17 protein-coding genes are annotated in these 16,714 nt (G+C 40.1%); 4 read left to right on the top strand and 13 right to left on the bottom strand.

What is annotated here, in order from left to right; all coding sequences use genetic code 11:
* Positions 1 to 125 precede the first annotated feature (125 nt).
* Positions 126 to 941 (top strand): alpha/beta fold hydrolase, encoded by an 816-nt coding sequence (locus tag SLP02_RS05245; protein ID WP_319419596.1) that lies wholly within the window; start codon positions 126 to 128, stop codon positions 939 to 941.
* 62 nt (positions 942 to 1,003) lie between these two features.
* Here SLP02_RS05245 and SLP02_RS05240 read toward each other — a convergent pair whose 3' ends face one another.
* From SLP02_RS05240 to SLP02_RS05225, 4 genes are all read right to left on the bottom strand, one after another.
* The gene (locus SLP02_RS05240; protein ID WP_319419595.1) at positions 1,004 to 1,510 is read right to left on the bottom strand and encodes a carboxymuconolactone decarboxylase family protein; all 507 of its coding nucleotides are present in this window, start codon (positions 1,508 to 1,510) and stop codon (positions 1,004 to 1,006) included.
* A 96-nt stretch (positions 1,511 to 1,606) separates the two neighbouring features.
* On the bottom strand, positions 1,607 to 1,819 hold the full coding sequence (locus tag SLP02_RS05235; RefSeq protein WP_319419594.1) for a nuclear transport factor 2-like protein: 213 nt from the start codon (positions 1,817 to 1,819) through the stop codon (positions 1,607 to 1,609).
* 69 nt (positions 1,820 to 1,888) lie between these two features.
* Positions 1,889 to 2,905, bottom strand: coding sequence for an NAD(P)-dependent alcohol dehydrogenase (locus tag SLP02_RS05230; RefSeq protein WP_319419593.1), 1,017 nt, complete (start codon positions 2,903 to 2,905; stop codon positions 1,889 to 1,891).
* Positions 2,906 to 2,917: 12 nt separating this feature from the next.
* Positions 2,918 to 3,061, bottom strand: a complete 144-nt coding sequence (locus SLP02_RS05225) for a hypothetical protein (protein ID WP_319419592.1) — start codon at positions 3,059 to 3,061, stop codon at positions 2,918 to 2,920.
* 18 nt (positions 3,062 to 3,079) lie between these two features.
* Between SLP02_RS05225 and SLP02_RS05220 the strand changes: the two genes are divergently transcribed.
* On the top strand, positions 3,080 to 4,003 hold the full coding sequence (locus SLP02_RS05220; protein ID WP_319419591.1) for an AraC family transcriptional regulator: 924 nt from the start codon (positions 3,080 to 3,082) through the stop codon (positions 4,001 to 4,003).
* Positions 4,004 to 4,028: 25 nt separating this feature from the next.
* On the opposite strand, the gene xth is transcribed toward SLP02_RS05220, so the two are convergent.
* Positions 4,029 to 4,811: an exodeoxyribonuclease III gene (gene xth, locus SLP02_RS05215; RefSeq protein WP_319419590.1), complete on the bottom strand. Its 783-nt coding sequence runs from the start codon at positions 4,809 to 4,811 to the stop codon at positions 4,029 to 4,031.
* 42 nt (positions 4,812 to 4,853) lie between these two features.
* Between xth and SLP02_RS05210 the strand changes: the two genes are divergently transcribed.
* Positions 4,854 to 5,279, top strand: coding sequence for a gamma-glutamylcyclotransferase family protein (locus SLP02_RS05210; protein WP_319419589.1), 426 nt, complete (start codon positions 4,854 to 4,856; stop codon positions 5,277 to 5,279).
* Between the two features lie 106 nt (positions 5,280 to 5,385).
* Positions 5,386 to 6,177: a biotin transporter BioY gene (locus tag SLP02_RS05205; RefSeq protein ID WP_319419588.1), complete on the top strand. Its 792-nt coding sequence runs from the start codon at positions 5,386 to 5,388 to the stop codon at positions 6,175 to 6,177.
* A 9-nt stretch (positions 6,178 to 6,186) separates the two neighbouring features.
* Here SLP02_RS05205 and SLP02_RS05200 read toward each other — a convergent pair whose 3' ends face one another.
* The 8 genes from SLP02_RS05200 to SLP02_RS05165 form a co-directional block, all read right to left on the bottom strand.
* Positions 6,187 to 9,222 carry a hybrid sensor histidine kinase/response regulator gene (locus SLP02_RS05200; protein WP_319419587.1) on the bottom strand — a complete coding sequence of 1,012 codons (3,036 nt, stop codon included), beginning with the start codon at positions 9,220 to 9,222 and terminating at the stop codon, positions 6,187 to 6,189.
* 22 nt (positions 9,223 to 9,244) lie between these two features.
* Positions 9,245 to 9,394, bottom strand: coding sequence for a hypothetical protein (locus SLP02_RS05195; RefSeq protein ID WP_319419586.1), 150 nt, complete (start codon positions 9,392 to 9,394; stop codon positions 9,245 to 9,247).
* A 51-nt stretch (positions 9,395 to 9,445) separates the two neighbouring features.
* On the bottom strand, positions 9,446 to 9,796 hold the full coding sequence (locus SLP02_RS05190; RefSeq protein WP_319423656.1) for a methyl-accepting chemotaxis protein: 351 nt from the start codon (positions 9,794 to 9,796) through the stop codon (positions 9,446 to 9,448).
* A gap of 129 nt (positions 9,797 to 9,925) precedes the next feature.
* Positions 9,926 to 11,743: a cache domain-containing protein gene (locus tag SLP02_RS05185; RefSeq protein ID WP_319419585.1), complete on the bottom strand. Its 1,818-nt coding sequence runs from the start codon at positions 11,741 to 11,743 to the stop codon at positions 9,926 to 9,928.
* Positions 11,744 to 11,840: 97 nt separating this feature from the next.
* Positions 11,841 to 12,365: a chemotaxis protein CheW gene (locus SLP02_RS05180; RefSeq protein WP_319419584.1), complete on the bottom strand. Its 525-nt coding sequence runs from the start codon at positions 12,363 to 12,365 to the stop codon at positions 11,841 to 11,843.
* Positions 12,310 to 12,723 (bottom strand): response regulator, encoded by a 414-nt coding sequence (locus SLP02_RS05175; RefSeq protein WP_319419583.1) that lies wholly within the window; start codon positions 12,721 to 12,723, stop codon positions 12,310 to 12,312. Before SLP02_RS05175 ends, SLP02_RS05180 begins: the two co-directional genes overlap by 56 nt.
* 60 nt (positions 12,724 to 12,783) lie before the next feature.
* On the bottom strand, positions 12,784 to 14,025 hold the full coding sequence (locus tag SLP02_RS05170; protein ID WP_319419582.1) for a response regulator: 1,242 nt from the start codon (positions 14,023 to 14,025) through the stop codon (positions 12,784 to 12,786).
* 150 nt (positions 14,026 to 14,175) lie between these two features.
* Positions 14,176 to 16,479 carry a response regulator gene (locus tag SLP02_RS05165; protein ID WP_319419581.1) on the bottom strand — a complete coding sequence of 768 codons (2,304 nt, stop codon included), beginning with the start codon at positions 16,477 to 16,479 and terminating at the stop codon, positions 14,176 to 14,178.
* Positions 16,480 to 16,714 lie beyond the last annotated feature (235 nt).

Below are 16,714 nucleotides of genomic sequence, written 5' to 3'. Positions count from 1 at the left end.
TGAACACAATATAAAGAAAGGTATAAATAAATTTATTTTTGAAGAGGAATGTACGACAATAGTGTATATGAAGTAATTTTAAGTTTTAATTTTCTTAATTTACATATTGATTGTATTTATTATTTATGAGTTCTGAATATAGCGTAGATTTTATAGAGGCAAGAAAAGTTAATCGAGATGCTCCATTATTCGTTTATCTTCCTGGAATGGATGGTACAGGCAAGCTATTTCAGAATCAGGCGGATAAATTAGCAACTCGTTTTGATTTGCGTTGTTTTAAGATTCGCAGCGATAACTACAGTAACTGGCAAGATCTAGCTAGGGATACGGTAAGGCTGATTAAATCTGAATTAGACTGTAAGACGAATAAAGAAGTATATCTGTGTGGTGAATCTTTTGGTGGTTGTTTAGCACTAAAAACAGCTTTAGCTGCACCAGCATTGATTAAAAAACTAGTTTTAGTTAATCCCGCTTCTTCTTCTAACCAGCTACCTATGTTAGGTTTAGGCGCGGATATTGCTCCTTGGCTACCTACCTGGATACATCGCTACTCGGCTGCGGGGCTACTACCTTTCTTGGCGCAACTAAATCGAATTAATGAATGCGATCGCCTCAATCTGCTAGAGAGCATGAAATCTTTGCCACCTCATATAATTAGCTGGCGTTTGTCTCTGCTCAGAGATTTTAAAATCGCTGATGAGGAGTTACGTAGTTTGAAAATTCCTAGCTTAATTCTTGCTGGTGCAGCCGATGGTTTATTGCCTTCAGTGGCAGAAGCCAAAAAGCTGGTCAACCTAATGCCCAAAGCAAAAATGGCAATACTGCCTCAAAGTGGTCATGCGTGCCTTCTTGAAACCGAGGTCGATCTTTATCAGATATTAATTGAGCAAAATTTTATTTCAGCTAAAGCACTTCCTTCGCTGGAATTGTCTTTAAGTTAATGTTTATCTTGATTAAACCTTGGACGTTGGTGAATGAGCATTATGACCTCGTTTAAAAGCATTTAGTTCGGCGATGCTACTGGAAAACGGACGTCGTTTTCTTGGAACAGCTCTTTGAGCATTCCTGCTGCAATCAAAGCGCGAGGAAAGCCAGACGTAACTGTCGTAAGATATACGACCTCCATTAGTTCTTCGGGTGTGACCCCATAGTTCAAAGCGTACTGAGCATGAACTTTGAACTGTGGCATTGTGCCTTGGGCGGCGAATGCAGCTAGCGAAATTAGCTGACGAGTTTTGTCGTCTAACACCTCGCGACCCCAAATATCTCCTAAAGCATATTTGAGCGTTAGATCGGCAAGCTCTGGAAAATCTTTTTGAAGCTGCTGAAAATGCGGGGGAAGTCCTTCGCTACCAGTAAGACTGTTGAAAACTTGTTCGCCACGCTCCTGTCGCGTCAGCGTTTTTGAAGACGGTGAAATCGAATTTTGAGCGTGCAACGGTAAGCTGATGAAAATCGCCCCTGTTGCCATCAATATACAAATCATCCCTGTTACGATTAATTTTGACATGATCATTTTCTTTCCTGTTTGAGTTAGTTTTAATTAAAGAAACATACTGCTCGATCTCAAGTCGCTTTAGAGCGAGTATTGGCATAACCAGCGACATTAGTTTTTCGGTGAAACTGAAACATTAGTCCACAGATCAGTGAACTTCTGCATATCCAAAAAGGCAATTACTTCGATCGCTTTACCGTCCTTCATTTTGAAATACCAGCTATAGGTATTGTTGTAAGGTAACTCATTATCTGCAAGTTGTCGTGCAACCTCGTACCCAATTCCTTTGTTTGCACCTGTGATCAAAACAACTTTTTTCGTCATTATGGTTTTGACTCCTAAATTTATTGGTTAAATCAGTTTGAATCAGTTTGAATTAAATAGACTGATTACTTAATATGCAAGCACTGCTCGAAAACGCGCCTTATTATCCCGAACGTATTGAACGGCTTGATTGATATCTTTCAGGGCAAATTGTTCGCACATCGGGGCAATATTGTGAACCGCGCAAAACTCCAACATTTCTTTGGTATCAGAAGGTGAACCAGCCCGACCGCCACCCACTTTTTTTTCCCCTAAGATTATGGGAAAAGGCATAAATTCAACCGCACCATCAGGAACACCGCAAAGAACTAGAGTTCCTTCAGGTGATAAAGCATTGATATAAGCATTCCAATCTACATTAGCTGAAACCGTTGACAAGATAAAATCAAATCGCCCCACAGCTTTTTCGAGATCTTCAGGTGATTCCTTGGTAGCAATAAAGTCAGTTGCCCCCAGTTTTCGGGTGTTTTTTTCCTTAGAACGAGTAGTGCTAAGACCCGTAACCTGAGTTCCCATTTTGGCAAGGAACTGTACAGCCAAATGACCCAGACCACCTACTCCTAATACCGCAGTTTCCATCCCAGGTCGCACGCCATAATGTCGTATCGGAGACCAAACCGTAGTCCCTGCACACATCAAAGGTCCTGCCAAGGAAGGGTCTAATTGGTCAGGAAGAGGAATAGCCCAATGAGCCTGCGATCGCACCCTATTTGCCCATGCGCCGTTACGACCGACAATTGTCTGACCTACTTCGCCTTGATTCAAACACAGAGATTCTTTGCCCACGCCACAGTTTTTGCAGTGATTACAAGATGCTGACTGCCAGCCTACACCAACTCGTTGACCGATACGATCTTGAGATACTTGAGTCCCTACCGCCACAATCTTGCCAATAGCTTCATGTCCAGGAATAAAAGGGTAGCTGGAAATTCCCCAGTCGTTATCGATCATTGCTAGATCACTATGACAGATACCGCAGTATTCGACTTCAACTTCGACTGCATCTGCTGCTAATTCGCCTGGATCGTATTCAAAGGACTCCAATTGTCCCCCTTGTTCTTTACAGCCATAACCTTTGATAGTCATAATTTTTTCCTCCTAATTATCTGTAATCTCAGTTTCATCATAGGCTTGAATAATTGCTTCTTGAATGCCTAAATCTCCCGTATGATTGCCTAATCCTCTCAACAACCAGATTAACGAGAGTAGTTTTTTTTGTAATAAGCTGGTAAATATAGCCAAACTCGTGAGGAATCAAACATGACCATTGAAGCACTAGAACATGAGACGACTATCAGCAAGTGTAAAGAGATAGCGCAATTAATCTCAAGGCGCACCGATAGCAAAGGTAATGGCATCCATGGAACAGCGATCGCACCTTTAGAATTTACGCGACAGTCTGATACTTTTACCTCTATGCACAATGTTAGCGAGCCGATTCTCGCCATTGTGGTTCAAGGACAAAAAGAAGCATTGCTAGGGGAGGAAACCTATCGTTATGGAGTTGCTCAGTATCTAGTTATCTCAGTCGATTTACCCCATAGTGGATTTGTTACAGAAGCAACACCAAATTGCCCGTATTTGGGACTCAAGCTTGATTTAGACCCCGTTCAGCTTTGCGACATTATTTCTCAGACTCCAACCTGTGCAGATAAAAAAGAATCCGTTAAAGGCTGGTTTGTTAGCGATGCTACGCTGCCCTTGATTGACTGTGCGCTCAAGCTGGTAAAGCTTTTGGATACACCCCAAGACATTCCTTTTTTGGCACCATTAATTATACGCGAAATTTATTACCGCCTTTTAGTCAGCGAACAAAGCGAAGCGGTTCGTCAAATTGCCACATCTGGCAGCAATATGCAGAATATTGCCAAGGCGATTAAACTAATCAAAACTAACTTCGCTAAACCGATGCGGATTGAAGATTTAGCCGAACAGGTTAATTTGTCCTCTTCTTCACTCCATCGCCATTTCAAAACAGTCACCTCAATGAGTCCACTGCAATATCAAAAGCAAATAAGATTATTAAACGCCCGTTACCTAATGCTGGCCGAGAATGCTGATGCAGCTAGTACAGCTTACCAGGTGGGTTATGAAAGCCCCTCTCAGTTTAGTCGCGAGTATTCCCGTCTGTTCGGTGCGCCGCCAATTCAAGATATTGAACGTTTGCGGATCGCCCAAATATGACCTGGGTTCGTAATGCTGTTGCAGATTAAAATTCGACGATCGCAGGGGCATGATCGCTAGGTTTGGTAAGCTTTCTGGGTTCAACATCAATCCAAGATTTTGTAGCCTGTTGATATAGTTTTGGGGTGAGATAATGATGATCGATGCGCCAACCTCGGTTGCGATTAAAGCCAGCAGCGCGGTAATCCCACCAGCTATAATGACCTTCATCTAAGGTAAATTTACGAAAGGCATCTTGAAAGCCTAATTCCAATATTTGCTTCAAGGCTTCTCGCTCAACAGGAGAAGACATAATATGTTGTTCTCTGCCCTTGGAAGTATAAATATCCTTATCTTCTAGGGCAATATTAAAATCGCCACAGACACATATTTCTTGTTCTTGAATCTGTAGTGTTTGCAGGTATTTCTGCAAGATCTTGAGCCAGTTTAGTTTATATTCATATTTCTCACTAGCGATCGCCGAACCATTGGGAACATAGAGATTAACAATTCGTATATTATTTATCACACCACTTATTACTCGCTTTTGCTCATCAAAATCTTTCGCCTCATCTCCCACAATTGGACTAAAGCCACAACTAATTTCACTCAAAGGCTGAAGACTAAAAATTGCGACACCATTGTAAGATTTTTGACCAGAGATGTAGGTGTTGTAGCCTAAATCTGCAAAAGGCGATCGTGGAAACTCACGATCCTGTACCTTAGTTTCTTGCAAACAAAGAACATCTACTCGATGTTGCTGTAGCCAGTCAATGACAATCTGCTGGCGAGTCCGTATTGAGTTAATGTTCCAGGTAGCTACTCTCAATGATTAAATCCTAATTATCAATTATCAGATATTAATTATCTAATGAAATCTGACTCGTTAACTCTTAATGTTTTTGTTTACGGTACTCTTAAGCCAGGAGAAGCCAACTTTGCTTATTATTGCCTTAAAAAGCTTCAAAAACAAATTCCTGCATATACCTGGGGAAATTTATATGCTTTACCCGTTGCTTATCCTGCTATGACTACAGGAGAAAATAAAGTTAGGGGAATCTTGTTAACTTTTAGTGATCCTAGTGTTTTAAATAGCTTAGACCGATTAGAAGGTTATCAACCAGGGCGAGATTCAAGTCTAAACGAATACTATCGTCAGTTGGTTGATGTTTATAGTTTAGATAATCGATTTTTAGGCAAAGCCTGGGCTTATTTTATGACTGTAGATAGAGTCAAACACCACAGAGGAACTATTATAATATCAGGCTGGTGGACTGGCGACGCTGCGCTTGATTAGTTGGTATTAATGTTTAATGCTCAATGTTTAATGTTTAATGTTCAATTTGCTCAACAAATAACTAATCAAAAGCTAAACTGGGAAATGCCATCAACAGCCTCAGTCTATGTCCAACCTGAAAGAATCGTCTAAGCCCAATGCTGACATTACTGATTACGAATGGGAAATTACTCCCCGTACAGTTAAAGAAGTCATTGAGCGATTACAAAAACTTACTCAACAAAAGCAGCAAAATTTAGAGAGCCTACAAAAAGAAAATAAGTGGTTGCGAGATCAGCTAGACATTAGATTAGATAAGCCAAATCGGGCTTATATTCCTTCTGTGCCTGAGATGCTCCTGTGGGCAGGAGTTGGTCTAATTTTGACTATAGGCGGAACTTTTATTCCCGCCTATACTATTGCAGCCCCTTGGTCTTGGTTTGGTGATACCTTTGGAGTTCATACTTTAGGAGTAAGCTATCAAATTGGAGCAGCCTTATTTATTGCCTGTGTAGGTGGAAAAAATGCTGCTTTAATCTCGCAAACTGCCTATGTGCTGTTGGGAATTAGTGGACTACCTATATTTGACCAAGGCGGGGGATTGAATTATTTACAGCAGCCAAATTTTGGCTATCTTTTGGGATTTATACTTGGTGCTTGGCTTTGTGGCTGGCTAGCATTTCAAACTTTGGTGCGATTCTCTTCTCTGATTGCTAGTTGTTTGGCTGGATTGATGGTTATTCATTTAGTCGGTTTGATTTATTTAACGGCGATTTACTATTCAACGGGTTTGAAAGAAGGTATATCTTTATGGCAGGCGATCGCCATTTATTCAATTCATCCTCTACCAGGACAGTTAGCCGTTGTCTGTGCAGTTAGTCTGATGGCTTTTACGATGCGTAAAATTATGTTTACTTAAGTTATGGCATCACTCCATTGCCAATTGTAATAATTCGCTTAATTTATTTAACAATTCTTTTTCATCATATGGTTTAGAAAAATAAGCCGCAGCTCCTAAATTCATCGCTAGTTTTTTGTGTTTTTCGTTACTACGAGAGGTGAGCATTGCTATAGGAAGATCGGCAAATTCAGGTCGCTCTTTGATTTCTTCGAGAACTCCATAGCCATTTAATCTTGGCATTTCGAGATCGCAGATAACAGCCTGTACCAAAAGCCCGCCAGTGAGTTTATCTACCGCCTCTTGACCATCTTTGGCTTGCTCAACCTGATAACCTGCTTTTTCTAAAGTCAGACTTAGATAACGACGTACATTAATCGAGTCATCGACTACCAGAATGGTTGGTGTGGTTGGTAGATTACTAATTTCTGGCAGATCTAAATCAGGATCGTCTGCAAAAGAATTAATTTGACCTCGATCGATTAATGCCATCGGGTCGATTAAAGGAATAACTCTACCATCACCAAATACTACCGAACTAATTACTCCAGGAGGTAAAGGAATCGGACTTTCTATGGTTCTAATGGTAGATTCTTGCTCATTCCAAAAGCGAGCAATTTTCAAGGCAGCATAAGATTGTTTGTTCCCGACCACTAAAGTCATCGGGCGATTAATGGTGGGTTCTCCTGTCAGATAGAGGGCTTTATGAGAACGACCATATGTAAGTATTTTTTCTATTTCGATCAGGGGAATTTCTGACTGATTCCAATCTACTTTTTTAGTATTTTCTGAAGTTAAGATTGATTCTAGCTCTAGTGGTATTAACTCTCTAATGCTATTGGCGGGAATGGCAAAAACTATGTCTCCTTGTTCAATAATTGCTACCCGCAAAATAGATAAGGTAAAAGGAATTCTCAGGGTAAAAGTTGTTCCTTGTCCTGGTTCTGTGGACACCTGAACGTCACCGCGAACTTCCTGGAGATTGGTTTTAACAACGTCCATACCCACGCCTCTGCCCGAAAGCTCTGTAACTCTTTGTGCCGTACTAAATCCAGGCTCAAAGATAAAGTTAAGTAGCTCTGCTTCAGATATTTGCGCTATCTCAGACTGAGAAACGCCCATCTGACGGACGCGATCGCGAATTTTATCTAGTTTAATTCCACCGCCATCGTCGCTTAAGGTAATAACGCTATAAGTTCCTTGATTACTTGCCTGGATCGTAATTGTTCCTGCTTCTGGTTTGCCAGCAGCAATACGAGTTTGGCTGTCTTCGATGCCATGATCGAAGGAATTACGCAGCAGGTGCATCAAAGGATCGCCTAAAGCCTCAATTACAGAACGATCCAAAAGTGTTCTTTCGCCAACAATTTTGAGATCTACTTTTTTATTGAACTGAAGATTAAGATCGCGAATTACTCTAGGGAAACGTTTAACTGCATCGGCAAAAGGTAACATTTGAGTACGAGTCACGTTGCCCTGCATGGACTTGGTGGTGTAGTGAAGATCTCGCACTGATTGATGAACTTCTTGTACTCCCAGATCGATATCTCTTGCCACCTCTTGTAATTGAACGATAGTTTCTATTTGTTCTTGACAGATAAGATGAATATCACTGTAGCGATCCATTTCTAAACTATCAAAGCGATTCGGCTTTTGGTTTACGGTATCAACTGAACTCGATACTAGCTGCTCTTTCTCGCTCAAAAGCCCTTCAACCGAAGCACGACCATACCACTGTTGTAATTGAGTATTAGAACGTTCCATTTGCAACATTCTTTGACCCATCAAAGACATGGCAATTTGCAATTGATCTACGCGCAAATTAATACTGTTACGGTTCAAAACTAGCTGCTCAAAAAGGGTATTGAATTGTTGGAGTTGGGAAACGGGAACTCTGACCATTTTCTCTACTTGTTCGGCAGATGAAACGTTTTTTGGCAGAGGAGAAGGATTTTGGACTTCTGGCTGAATTTTGACGGGTATTTCTTCAGGTATATCTAGGTCAAAAGCAGATTGTAATTCACCAAGTTTTAAACTATCTACTGCAAGTGGATCGAAAGTCTCTGAATCTTCAGATATATCTAGGTCAAAAGCAGATTGTAATTCACTTAATTCTAAAGATGCTGCTAAGGGGTCAAATTCTTGTTCATCTTCTGTATCTGGTTCAAAAGCTGACTGCAATTCATTTAGCTCAAAAGCACTTGCAGGAGCAAAATCTGCTTCGGAGAAACTATCAGCAGCAAGCTGTTCAATTTCAAATTCAGTATCATTACTAATACTCGATTGTTGACCCACATCTTCATAACCTTCTAAATAAGAAGGTAGTTTTTCAATGCTGCCTCTTAAAACTAAAGCGTGCGATCGCCTCCAGGTTTTTAAAGCGCGATCGGCAAAAGGAGCGATCTCTAATGAAGTTAGAGTTGCAGCCTGTTGGTGGATCGATTCACAAAGTTGGATAAAAGGATCGAGACTTGCCATGTAACCAAAGCCAATTAATTCTTGAGCCGTGGCAGATAGTTCCTGTGCCAACTCATCAATTTCTAATGCTGGTAATTTGGTTTCAAAGCGATCTAAAACCCCATCAACTCCTTCTTCAAAGATTAATACAGCAGGATCGATATCTTCATCCTGTGCCAACAAAGCATTTTCGTCGGCAACTTCTAAATCACCTAAGTGTTCTCGTAATTTATCTAAAACAGGCTGGGTGCGTTGATTGATATCCGACTCTAAAACTTCTTTTCCCTGACGATGAAGATCGCCAATGTGACGCAAAGAATCAGAACTCTGTAGCAATAGTGTTTCTACTTCCGCCTCAATACGAATAGCAGCATAGCGAACCCGCAAAATTTTTAAAAAATCTTCTAAACGGTGAGCAACTCGACTAAGAATATCAAAACCCATCATCGCCGCACCACCTTTGACAGAGTGAGCAGCACGTAATATAATATCTACTTTTTGGGTATCGATCTCAGTATCGGCTAATCCCAGAAGATTAGATTCAATTGCATTAAAATGTTCTTCAGCTTCATCAAGAAAATTGAGGCGAATCTGTTGTTCTATATCCATGTCGGTTGTAAATGATAAATGATTAGACTGATTCAGCGACTTTAAACTGGGCTACAGTCGATTCTAGTTTTTGAGCAACTAGGGCTGTTTCCAAAATTGACTGCACAATCTTAGTAGAAGATTGAGATGAAGCCTCAGACAAGTTGGCAATTTTCTGCATCAGATTAGTCACGTTTTGGGAAGTAGTTGCTTGAGATACGGTAGTTTGGGAAATAGAATTCCATCAATTGGTTAATCTGTTTGTGATTTTTCTAGTACCAGTCCAAAGCTTTGCTTTGGTAGATTCAAATAAACGAGTGGTTTCTACTACCTGAATTGTCCCCGATTCCATCGCTTCGTTTACTTCTTGAGTCTCGGCTTGAATTGCTGCCACAATGCTAGCAATTTCTTTAGTTGCTGCTGCCGATTGTTCTGCTAATGCACCCACTTGTTCTGCTACGATAGTAAAGCCTTGACCATACTCCCCAGCACGTCCAGCCTCAACAGAAGCATTGATTGCCAAGACGTTGGTTTTAAGGGCAATTTCTTCGATGAACGAAACTGCCTGAGAAATTTTCTGGAAGATTCTCCCAATCGCTTCATTTTCTTGGCTGTTTCCCCAACAGTTGTCCGCAGTTCGAGAATACTGCTTACGGTTAAGTCCATATTATTGGTACTGTTAACCACCGTATTGTAGGTATCGTCGGCAATTTGTTCTGCTTGGTTAGCATTGGCTGCAACTCTCCTGAATCGACTGAGACATTTGTTCGACTGACATCAAGGTGTCGCGAGTTTCTTGAGCTTCGGCGATCGCTTGTTCGGCTAACAGCCGAATTTCTGCTTCGTTTTGCTTGAGGGAAGAACCTACTTGACCAGTAGACTGTTTTGCTTCGATGGCAATGTCTTGTAAGTTACCAATAATGGCGTTAAATAAATCGGCTACCGTACTCAGTTCTAGAGAGTCTAAGTTAGCCCTGACGGTCAAATCTCCGTTTGTGGCTTCAGAAACTTCATCTAACAGAGTATAAATTGCTAACTCTAACTTTTCTTTTTCGAGGCGTTGTTCTTCAGCTTCCTTTTGTTTTGCATCTAAGTTGGCATCAATACTTTGCGCCATTTCATTGAGATTTTGAGCTAAAACTCCAATTTCATCTCGACGAGGGTTTGATTCAAGTCTGATTTTAGAATTTCCGTTAGTAATTTTGGTAGCAAATTCGGTTAATTCTTTAATAGGACGAGAAATAGACTTAACTAAAGGAGATAAAAGGATGATAGCAACAACAATAATTAAAATAATTCCGCCAATTGCATAACCAATTAAAGCAATCCTTGCCAAATTAGAATTAATTTTAGTCATAGGTTCACCAACATAAGCAATGCCAATAGGTTTGGCTGACTCATTATCTATTTGTTGCAGGTAACTAAAGATAGGGGCATAACCCGTTTGATATTCAGTACCGATGATGTTGGCGTTACCTCGATAAACTTCTCCTTGCTTGAGTACTACATCAGCAACAGCGCGAGAAACTCTAGTACCAATTGCTCTAGTTTTTTTGTCGGTATAAGGTACGTTGGAACTGACCCGCCAATCTTGGGCAAATATAGTTGCCGTAGAAACGTTGGCTATGTTTTTTAGGCGGTCTACTATGTCAAAGTTGCGATTGATTAAAGTACCAACTACCGCCGTACCTAGTTCATTATTGCCTAATTCAATGGTTTCTACCGCCATCAGAACCAGACCAGCTTTTCCCTGGTCGATCTTAAACTCTGCCTCTGGATATGGCTTTTCTGGTTCGGCTAGTCCTTCTATTTTCTGCGCTCTGATGCCAATATCAGCTTGTTGAGCTAGTCCTAAAGATTTTAGTACGTCATTAGATAATAATTCAAAACCAGATAAGGGACGGGATAGTTGCAGAGAATCATTAATAATACCGAGTTTTTTAAGATTGATGCCCTTGTTTAGTTGGATTGATTTAAATTGAGTCGAAGTATTGCTGGCAGTACGATCCATGTCTGCTTCTGCGGGAAGTAAAGGATATTCTTCACCATCATGATTTACTTGTTGCAATGACTGGGCAACCGTTCGACCCTGAGAATCAGTAATAATGTAAAAATTAGCATCTGGAGCTTGAGCTTGAGTCTTGACAATGAAAGATTCTAGTTTTTGGTTGTTTGACTGCACGCTGTCGGTATTATTAAGATTAATTTCCGCAGCCTCTACTGCTAGTGCCAGACTATGCGCGCTGTCTTCTAGCTTTCCTCTTTCTAGCGTAATTTCTTCTTCTATTAGAGTTAACTCAGTATTTAAGGTATTTTGCAAGTTACTGATTAATTCATTTTGGGTAAATTTAACAATTCCCTGAGTTGCTGCTACCACAGGAATAGTTGCTCCAGTAACCAACAAAAGCGATATTTTAGTTCTAAGAGGGATATTGTTCCATTTTTGCGTTATTTTCTGCCAGAAAGAACTTGACTGCTCTTTTCGTGGCATTTCAAGTTTACTAGGGTCAGAAGTAGAATAGTTTGGAGATTGCTGATTCATAATGAGAAATAATTTATATTTATTCGGCAGGAAATTTTGCTGGGGTTCAGCTATTGAAAACTAAGATAGATGCACTACAAAGATAAATTTTCTCACCTTACAATAGTGTTTCTAAAGCTTGTAAGATGCGCTCAAACTCCAACACGGGGATCGTGGTTTGCTCTACGTTGACCGCCCCAGATATATAAGGAGCGATCTGAGGAGAAACAGCATCTGTGGATGAGGAGATTTGTTTTGTTGCCAAACGCATAATTCCCTGGACACTATTAACGGCTAAACCAACCTGAATAGGTGTTTGGTCAGTGGTTTGCAGCACGATAATTTGGTATTGCCGAGGGGTAATTAATTTAGAAGGTAAGGTTAATAATTGAGCCAGATCGAAGACGCAAAAAACGCGATCGCGTGAAGCCATCATGCCGATTGCCGACTTTGGCATACTTGGTAAAGTAGTTATTTGCTCTGCTTTGACAATTAAAGATTCTTCTACTCGATCCGTCGATAGCAAAGCCGTTATGTCTGATGTCAGTTGAAATTTTATATAGGCATTACCAGGAGCTAAATTACTTTTAAATAGCTCTGGGAGATTGGCTTGAACTTTGGCAGCTACACTCTGATTTGACATTGGTATTTATCTGAACTGCGCTGACCAATTGATCTTGAGTACAGGGTTTAGTCACATAAGCCTTGACTCCCTGCTTGGTTGCCCACATCCGATCTACGTCTCTGTCTTTTGCAGTACAGGTAATCACAGGAATATTTGCCGTTTCTGGATTTTTTTTCAGTTGGCGACAGATATCTAAGCCACCCATTTTAGGCATCATCCAATCTGTGACAATGGCATCGGGTTTGTTGGCTATGGTTTTGGCGATCGCATCATCGCCATCAATCGCTATGATGACCTTATAACCAGCTTTGGTTAAGTAATTTGCCATCATGTCTAATTCAGATTGTACGTCGTCAACAATTAGGATAGTTTTCATTGGTTTAATTTGATGATTGTGAATAAAATTAACTAGTAATTAGTAATTGAAAAAAGCAAATTAATTAAGATGCTTTTCAATAATTTGGGTTAAACCTTCTTTGGTAAAAGGTTTGGTAAAATAATCAGTTGCCCCAGCTATTTTGGCTCTGGCTTTATCAATTAAGCCAGTATTGCTCGTAACCATAATGATGGGAATGCGATCGCATTTGCCACTGCTTCTTAATAGCCCACACAGTTTGTAGCCATTAATTCTGGGCATAGTAATGTCGAGCAAAATCAAGTCTGGGTTAATCGTAAAAATTTGCGATACAGCCTGCACAGGATCATCTATAGCTGTAATGGCAAACTTTTCTTGATTCAGAAAACGCTTGATTTCACTTAAGATTGTCGGGCTATCATCAATACAAACTATTTTCCAGGTTTTAAGCTCAGTTTTTTGGGCATTATTTTCATTGAACAAATTACCAGACAGTAAATTTTCAGCATCATTCTCTAATCTAGGAATGCTTGGTAACTTGTCCAAAGGCGTTGGCGCATGATGTAAGTAAACGATCTTAGAATCGATATATGGTGAGAGAATTTTTCCTACATTAAGCTCATCTTTACGCAGCAAGACTGAAAGCTGACGAATGCTAGTCCGTCCTCTTAATACTTGAGTTAGTTCTTGAAGAGTTTTAAGATTTAACGAGCCTGAAGTTGGCAAAGACTTATTTTCCCAACCAGGGGCAAAATAAGGGCGTTGATGAACAGAAAGTAGTTCAGGACTACATTGTTGCCATTGTTTTAGTCTAGTTTGCTCTGAGCGCAAAAATTCTGGCACATTCAAAGATATAGCATTTTGAAGCTGTAAGGGAATCCAAGCAGGCAAAGAATGTCCTGCGTGCCATGACGAAGTTCCGCGATCAAGCCAAAGACAAAAGCTTAATGCGTCTTGGGAAATTTGTTCAATCAGCTTAATACCTTCAGATAAATCGAGTTGTTTTGCTGATAGCAGCCAAGGAATAACATTACCGTAAAGATTTTGACTATCTGACTCTTTTTCTACAGAAGATTGTGGCTTGACCAATAAATCTGGTAGCCTTTCTAAAGCTTTTATAGCCTTTTTTAATTGGAGATAATGAAGATAGAACTTAAGCTGCTCTAAGTTTTCTATAGAACAGTCTACATACTTGAGGTTTCCCTGTTGTAAATAGATTTTCCATGAGACAAACTCTTCCTTTAATTCCAGACAACCTGAATTTTGGGATTGCGCTAGCTGCTCTAATAGCTTTTTAACATCAAGCTTGAGGGCTGTTTCCATATTAATAAAATCAACTTAACAACCCTATAGTTCCCAAAGTAAGTAGATAATTTAACAAATTGATATTCTTTTTTTTAAAAATTTGTGTAGGGGCATCGCCAAACGTCCTGAAGATTTATTTTCTCCCAAACACAATTTGTATGATGGAAATTATTCCAATTCTTTGAATTTATCCAATCCTCCCAGGAATTGCTCGGTTAGAAGGTTCCAAACAGTACGATTTTCATTGATACGAATATTAGCCTGAACTTCCATCCCAGGCTGAAGATATTTCTTTTCGCCTTTGACATTGAGATAGTCTTTGTCTAAATCAATTTTGGCTACGTAACGGAAAAAATCATAGGGAGGTTCGGGTTCTAAGGCACTAGCACTAATAAACTTGACCTTGCCTTTTATATCCCCATACTCACTATAGTTAAAAGTACTAATCCGCACGTCTGTAGACATTCCTTTTTCAACAAATCCAATATCTTTCGGGGTAATAAAGATCTCGGCGACTAAATTGTCTGTCGGCACAATTTGCAATACTGGACTAGCTGCCTGACCAGAAGGGGGAACATATCCTGGATATGCCTTCAGGTCAAAAACATCTCCTGTAACAGGAGCTTTTATGGTTTGATATTTGAGGTTTTGTGCGGCACTGCTGACTTGACTATCGATTTCAGCCATTTGTTTATCGTTTTCAACAATTGTCTTATTGAGTTGGCTGTCAATATCCGCTAGTCGTTTGCTATTTTCGGCTCGTCGATCGTATAAATCTTTGGTCGAGAGAGTACCCGTATTATCTAACTGCTCTCTAGCTTGAGAAATATCTAAGCTTAATCGCTGCTCTTCTTGCAATAGGCGATTGATTTCTGATTGTAAGGTTGTTACTTGCTGTTGCTGGCGATCGCGCTCTAGATTACCTTGCTTGAGATCATCAACCATTGTCTGCTTACGGTCATTGATTCTTTGTCTTTGCTGGTCTACCTGAAGTTTGGCAATTCCTCCTTGTTTATAGACAGGAACAATAGCTTTTAAAGTTCCTTCTTCAATTTTCAAGCTATCTTCAGACTGTTGTCTTGCTTCAATGTTACGATCTGTAATTTCTTTTAAATTTTGTTTACCTGTAGCTAACTGCGCCCGATTATCCCCTAGCTGAATTTTGGTTTGTTCTAACTGTTTTTCTAATTGTTCAACTTCTAGTCTGGCTGAAGCGGTTCTTTGTTGCAAATCCGCTCTTGATGCCTCTAGTCTAGCCTGTTGTTCTGGAGCTAGTTTCTGACTAGAATTGCCTAAAAGAGCATTAAACATCTCGTTTTCTGCTTTTAGCCCGGCTCTATTGCGAGTGAGTTCTGCTACTTCTCTAGGAATATTCAAAGATGTGGCGACTTTGTTAATATCTTCGAGGTCGAGCTTTCCTGACATCAAGGCGCGATAAAATTTGTTTTCTTGTTGCAAAGACTGCCGCACTTTACCCAGAGAATCAACCTGAGCTTTGGAGGTTGTGGAGTCTAAGACCAGTAAAACATCACCTTTTTCTACTCGTTGCCCTTCTTCTACCTTTACTTCTTGGACTACACCATTGGTAGGCACCTGTATTTCCTGTAGCTTATTAGTCGGCTGAATTATACCTTGAGCAGGAATTACCTGTTCAATCTTGGCAACCAAAGACCAGACAATGGTAAAAATAGTGACTCCCATGATTCCCGCCATAGTGGCTCTAGACCATCTAGGAGAAGGACGCAAAATTACTGTTTGTTCAAACTTACGAGATTTAGCTGAGGCAGGACCCGGCTTAACTAAATTAGAACCATTGTTCCCAGAGGCTGTGGTAACAAGTTGTCCAGAGGGATAAGAGCGTTCTTTGATTTCTGCCTGACTTTTGGTTGCCTGCGGAGACATTGTAGGGAGCTTATTAGCTTCTGGTGTTTGAGGCAAAGCTATATTGCGATAAATTCCAGGACCAATTTGAGCATAACCACGATGTACCGACCTAATCGCATCGGTCAGTTCTTTGGCGGGAGTGCCTTTGAGTAAATACCCCATTGCTCCAGAGCTAAGGGAGCGAGCCACATATTCCTCAGTATCAAAGGTACTAAGCACCAATACTTTAACGTCAGAAAATTTTTGGCAAATGATTTTAGTTGCTTCCATGCCGTTCATTCCAGGCATCTCCATATCCATTAAGACAATATTAGGTTCGAGCGACTCTACTTGTTTTACAGCGTGTTCGCCATTTTCAGCAACGCCAACTATTTCAATATCTGTTTCTGTTTTAATTAGGGCTTTTAATCCTTCCCTAATCATTTTTTGATCGTCAACGATTAAAACACGAATTACACTATCAGAAGAATCGGCAGCCCGATCATTTTCATAATTAGATTGCCCTTGATTAAGCAATTTATCCCGTTTGGGTTGAGGTAAGCTATTGCTTGAAAGGTACTCGCTGCTACTATTGCTGGATGAGTTCATAGTTTAAATAATTAGTAACTTCGTGTCAGTTTTAAGTTTCGGGCTAGCTGCTAAAAGAAACAGTAATTATAGTTAGCTAGGTCACACAGAATATTTTTAAGCACTTTGGCTTTAGTTTTGATCTTATAAATTAATACTATTTTGAAAAAAATATACTAATACACAGCACCCGTTACCAAGTTTTGGTGCAATTTACGAATTGAATGCATCAGAATAACTTTTAATATTTAACATA

Origin of the sequence: Pleurocapsa sp. FMAR1 (assembly GCF_963665995.1) — a bacterium.
In the GTDB taxonomy this organism is placed as follows: domain Bacteria; phylum Cyanobacteriota; class Cyanobacteriia; order Cyanobacteriales; family Xenococcaceae; genus Waterburya.
The sequence above is the reverse complement of the archived record's forward strand: the minus strand, read 5'-3'. Positions and strand labels throughout refer to the sequence as shown.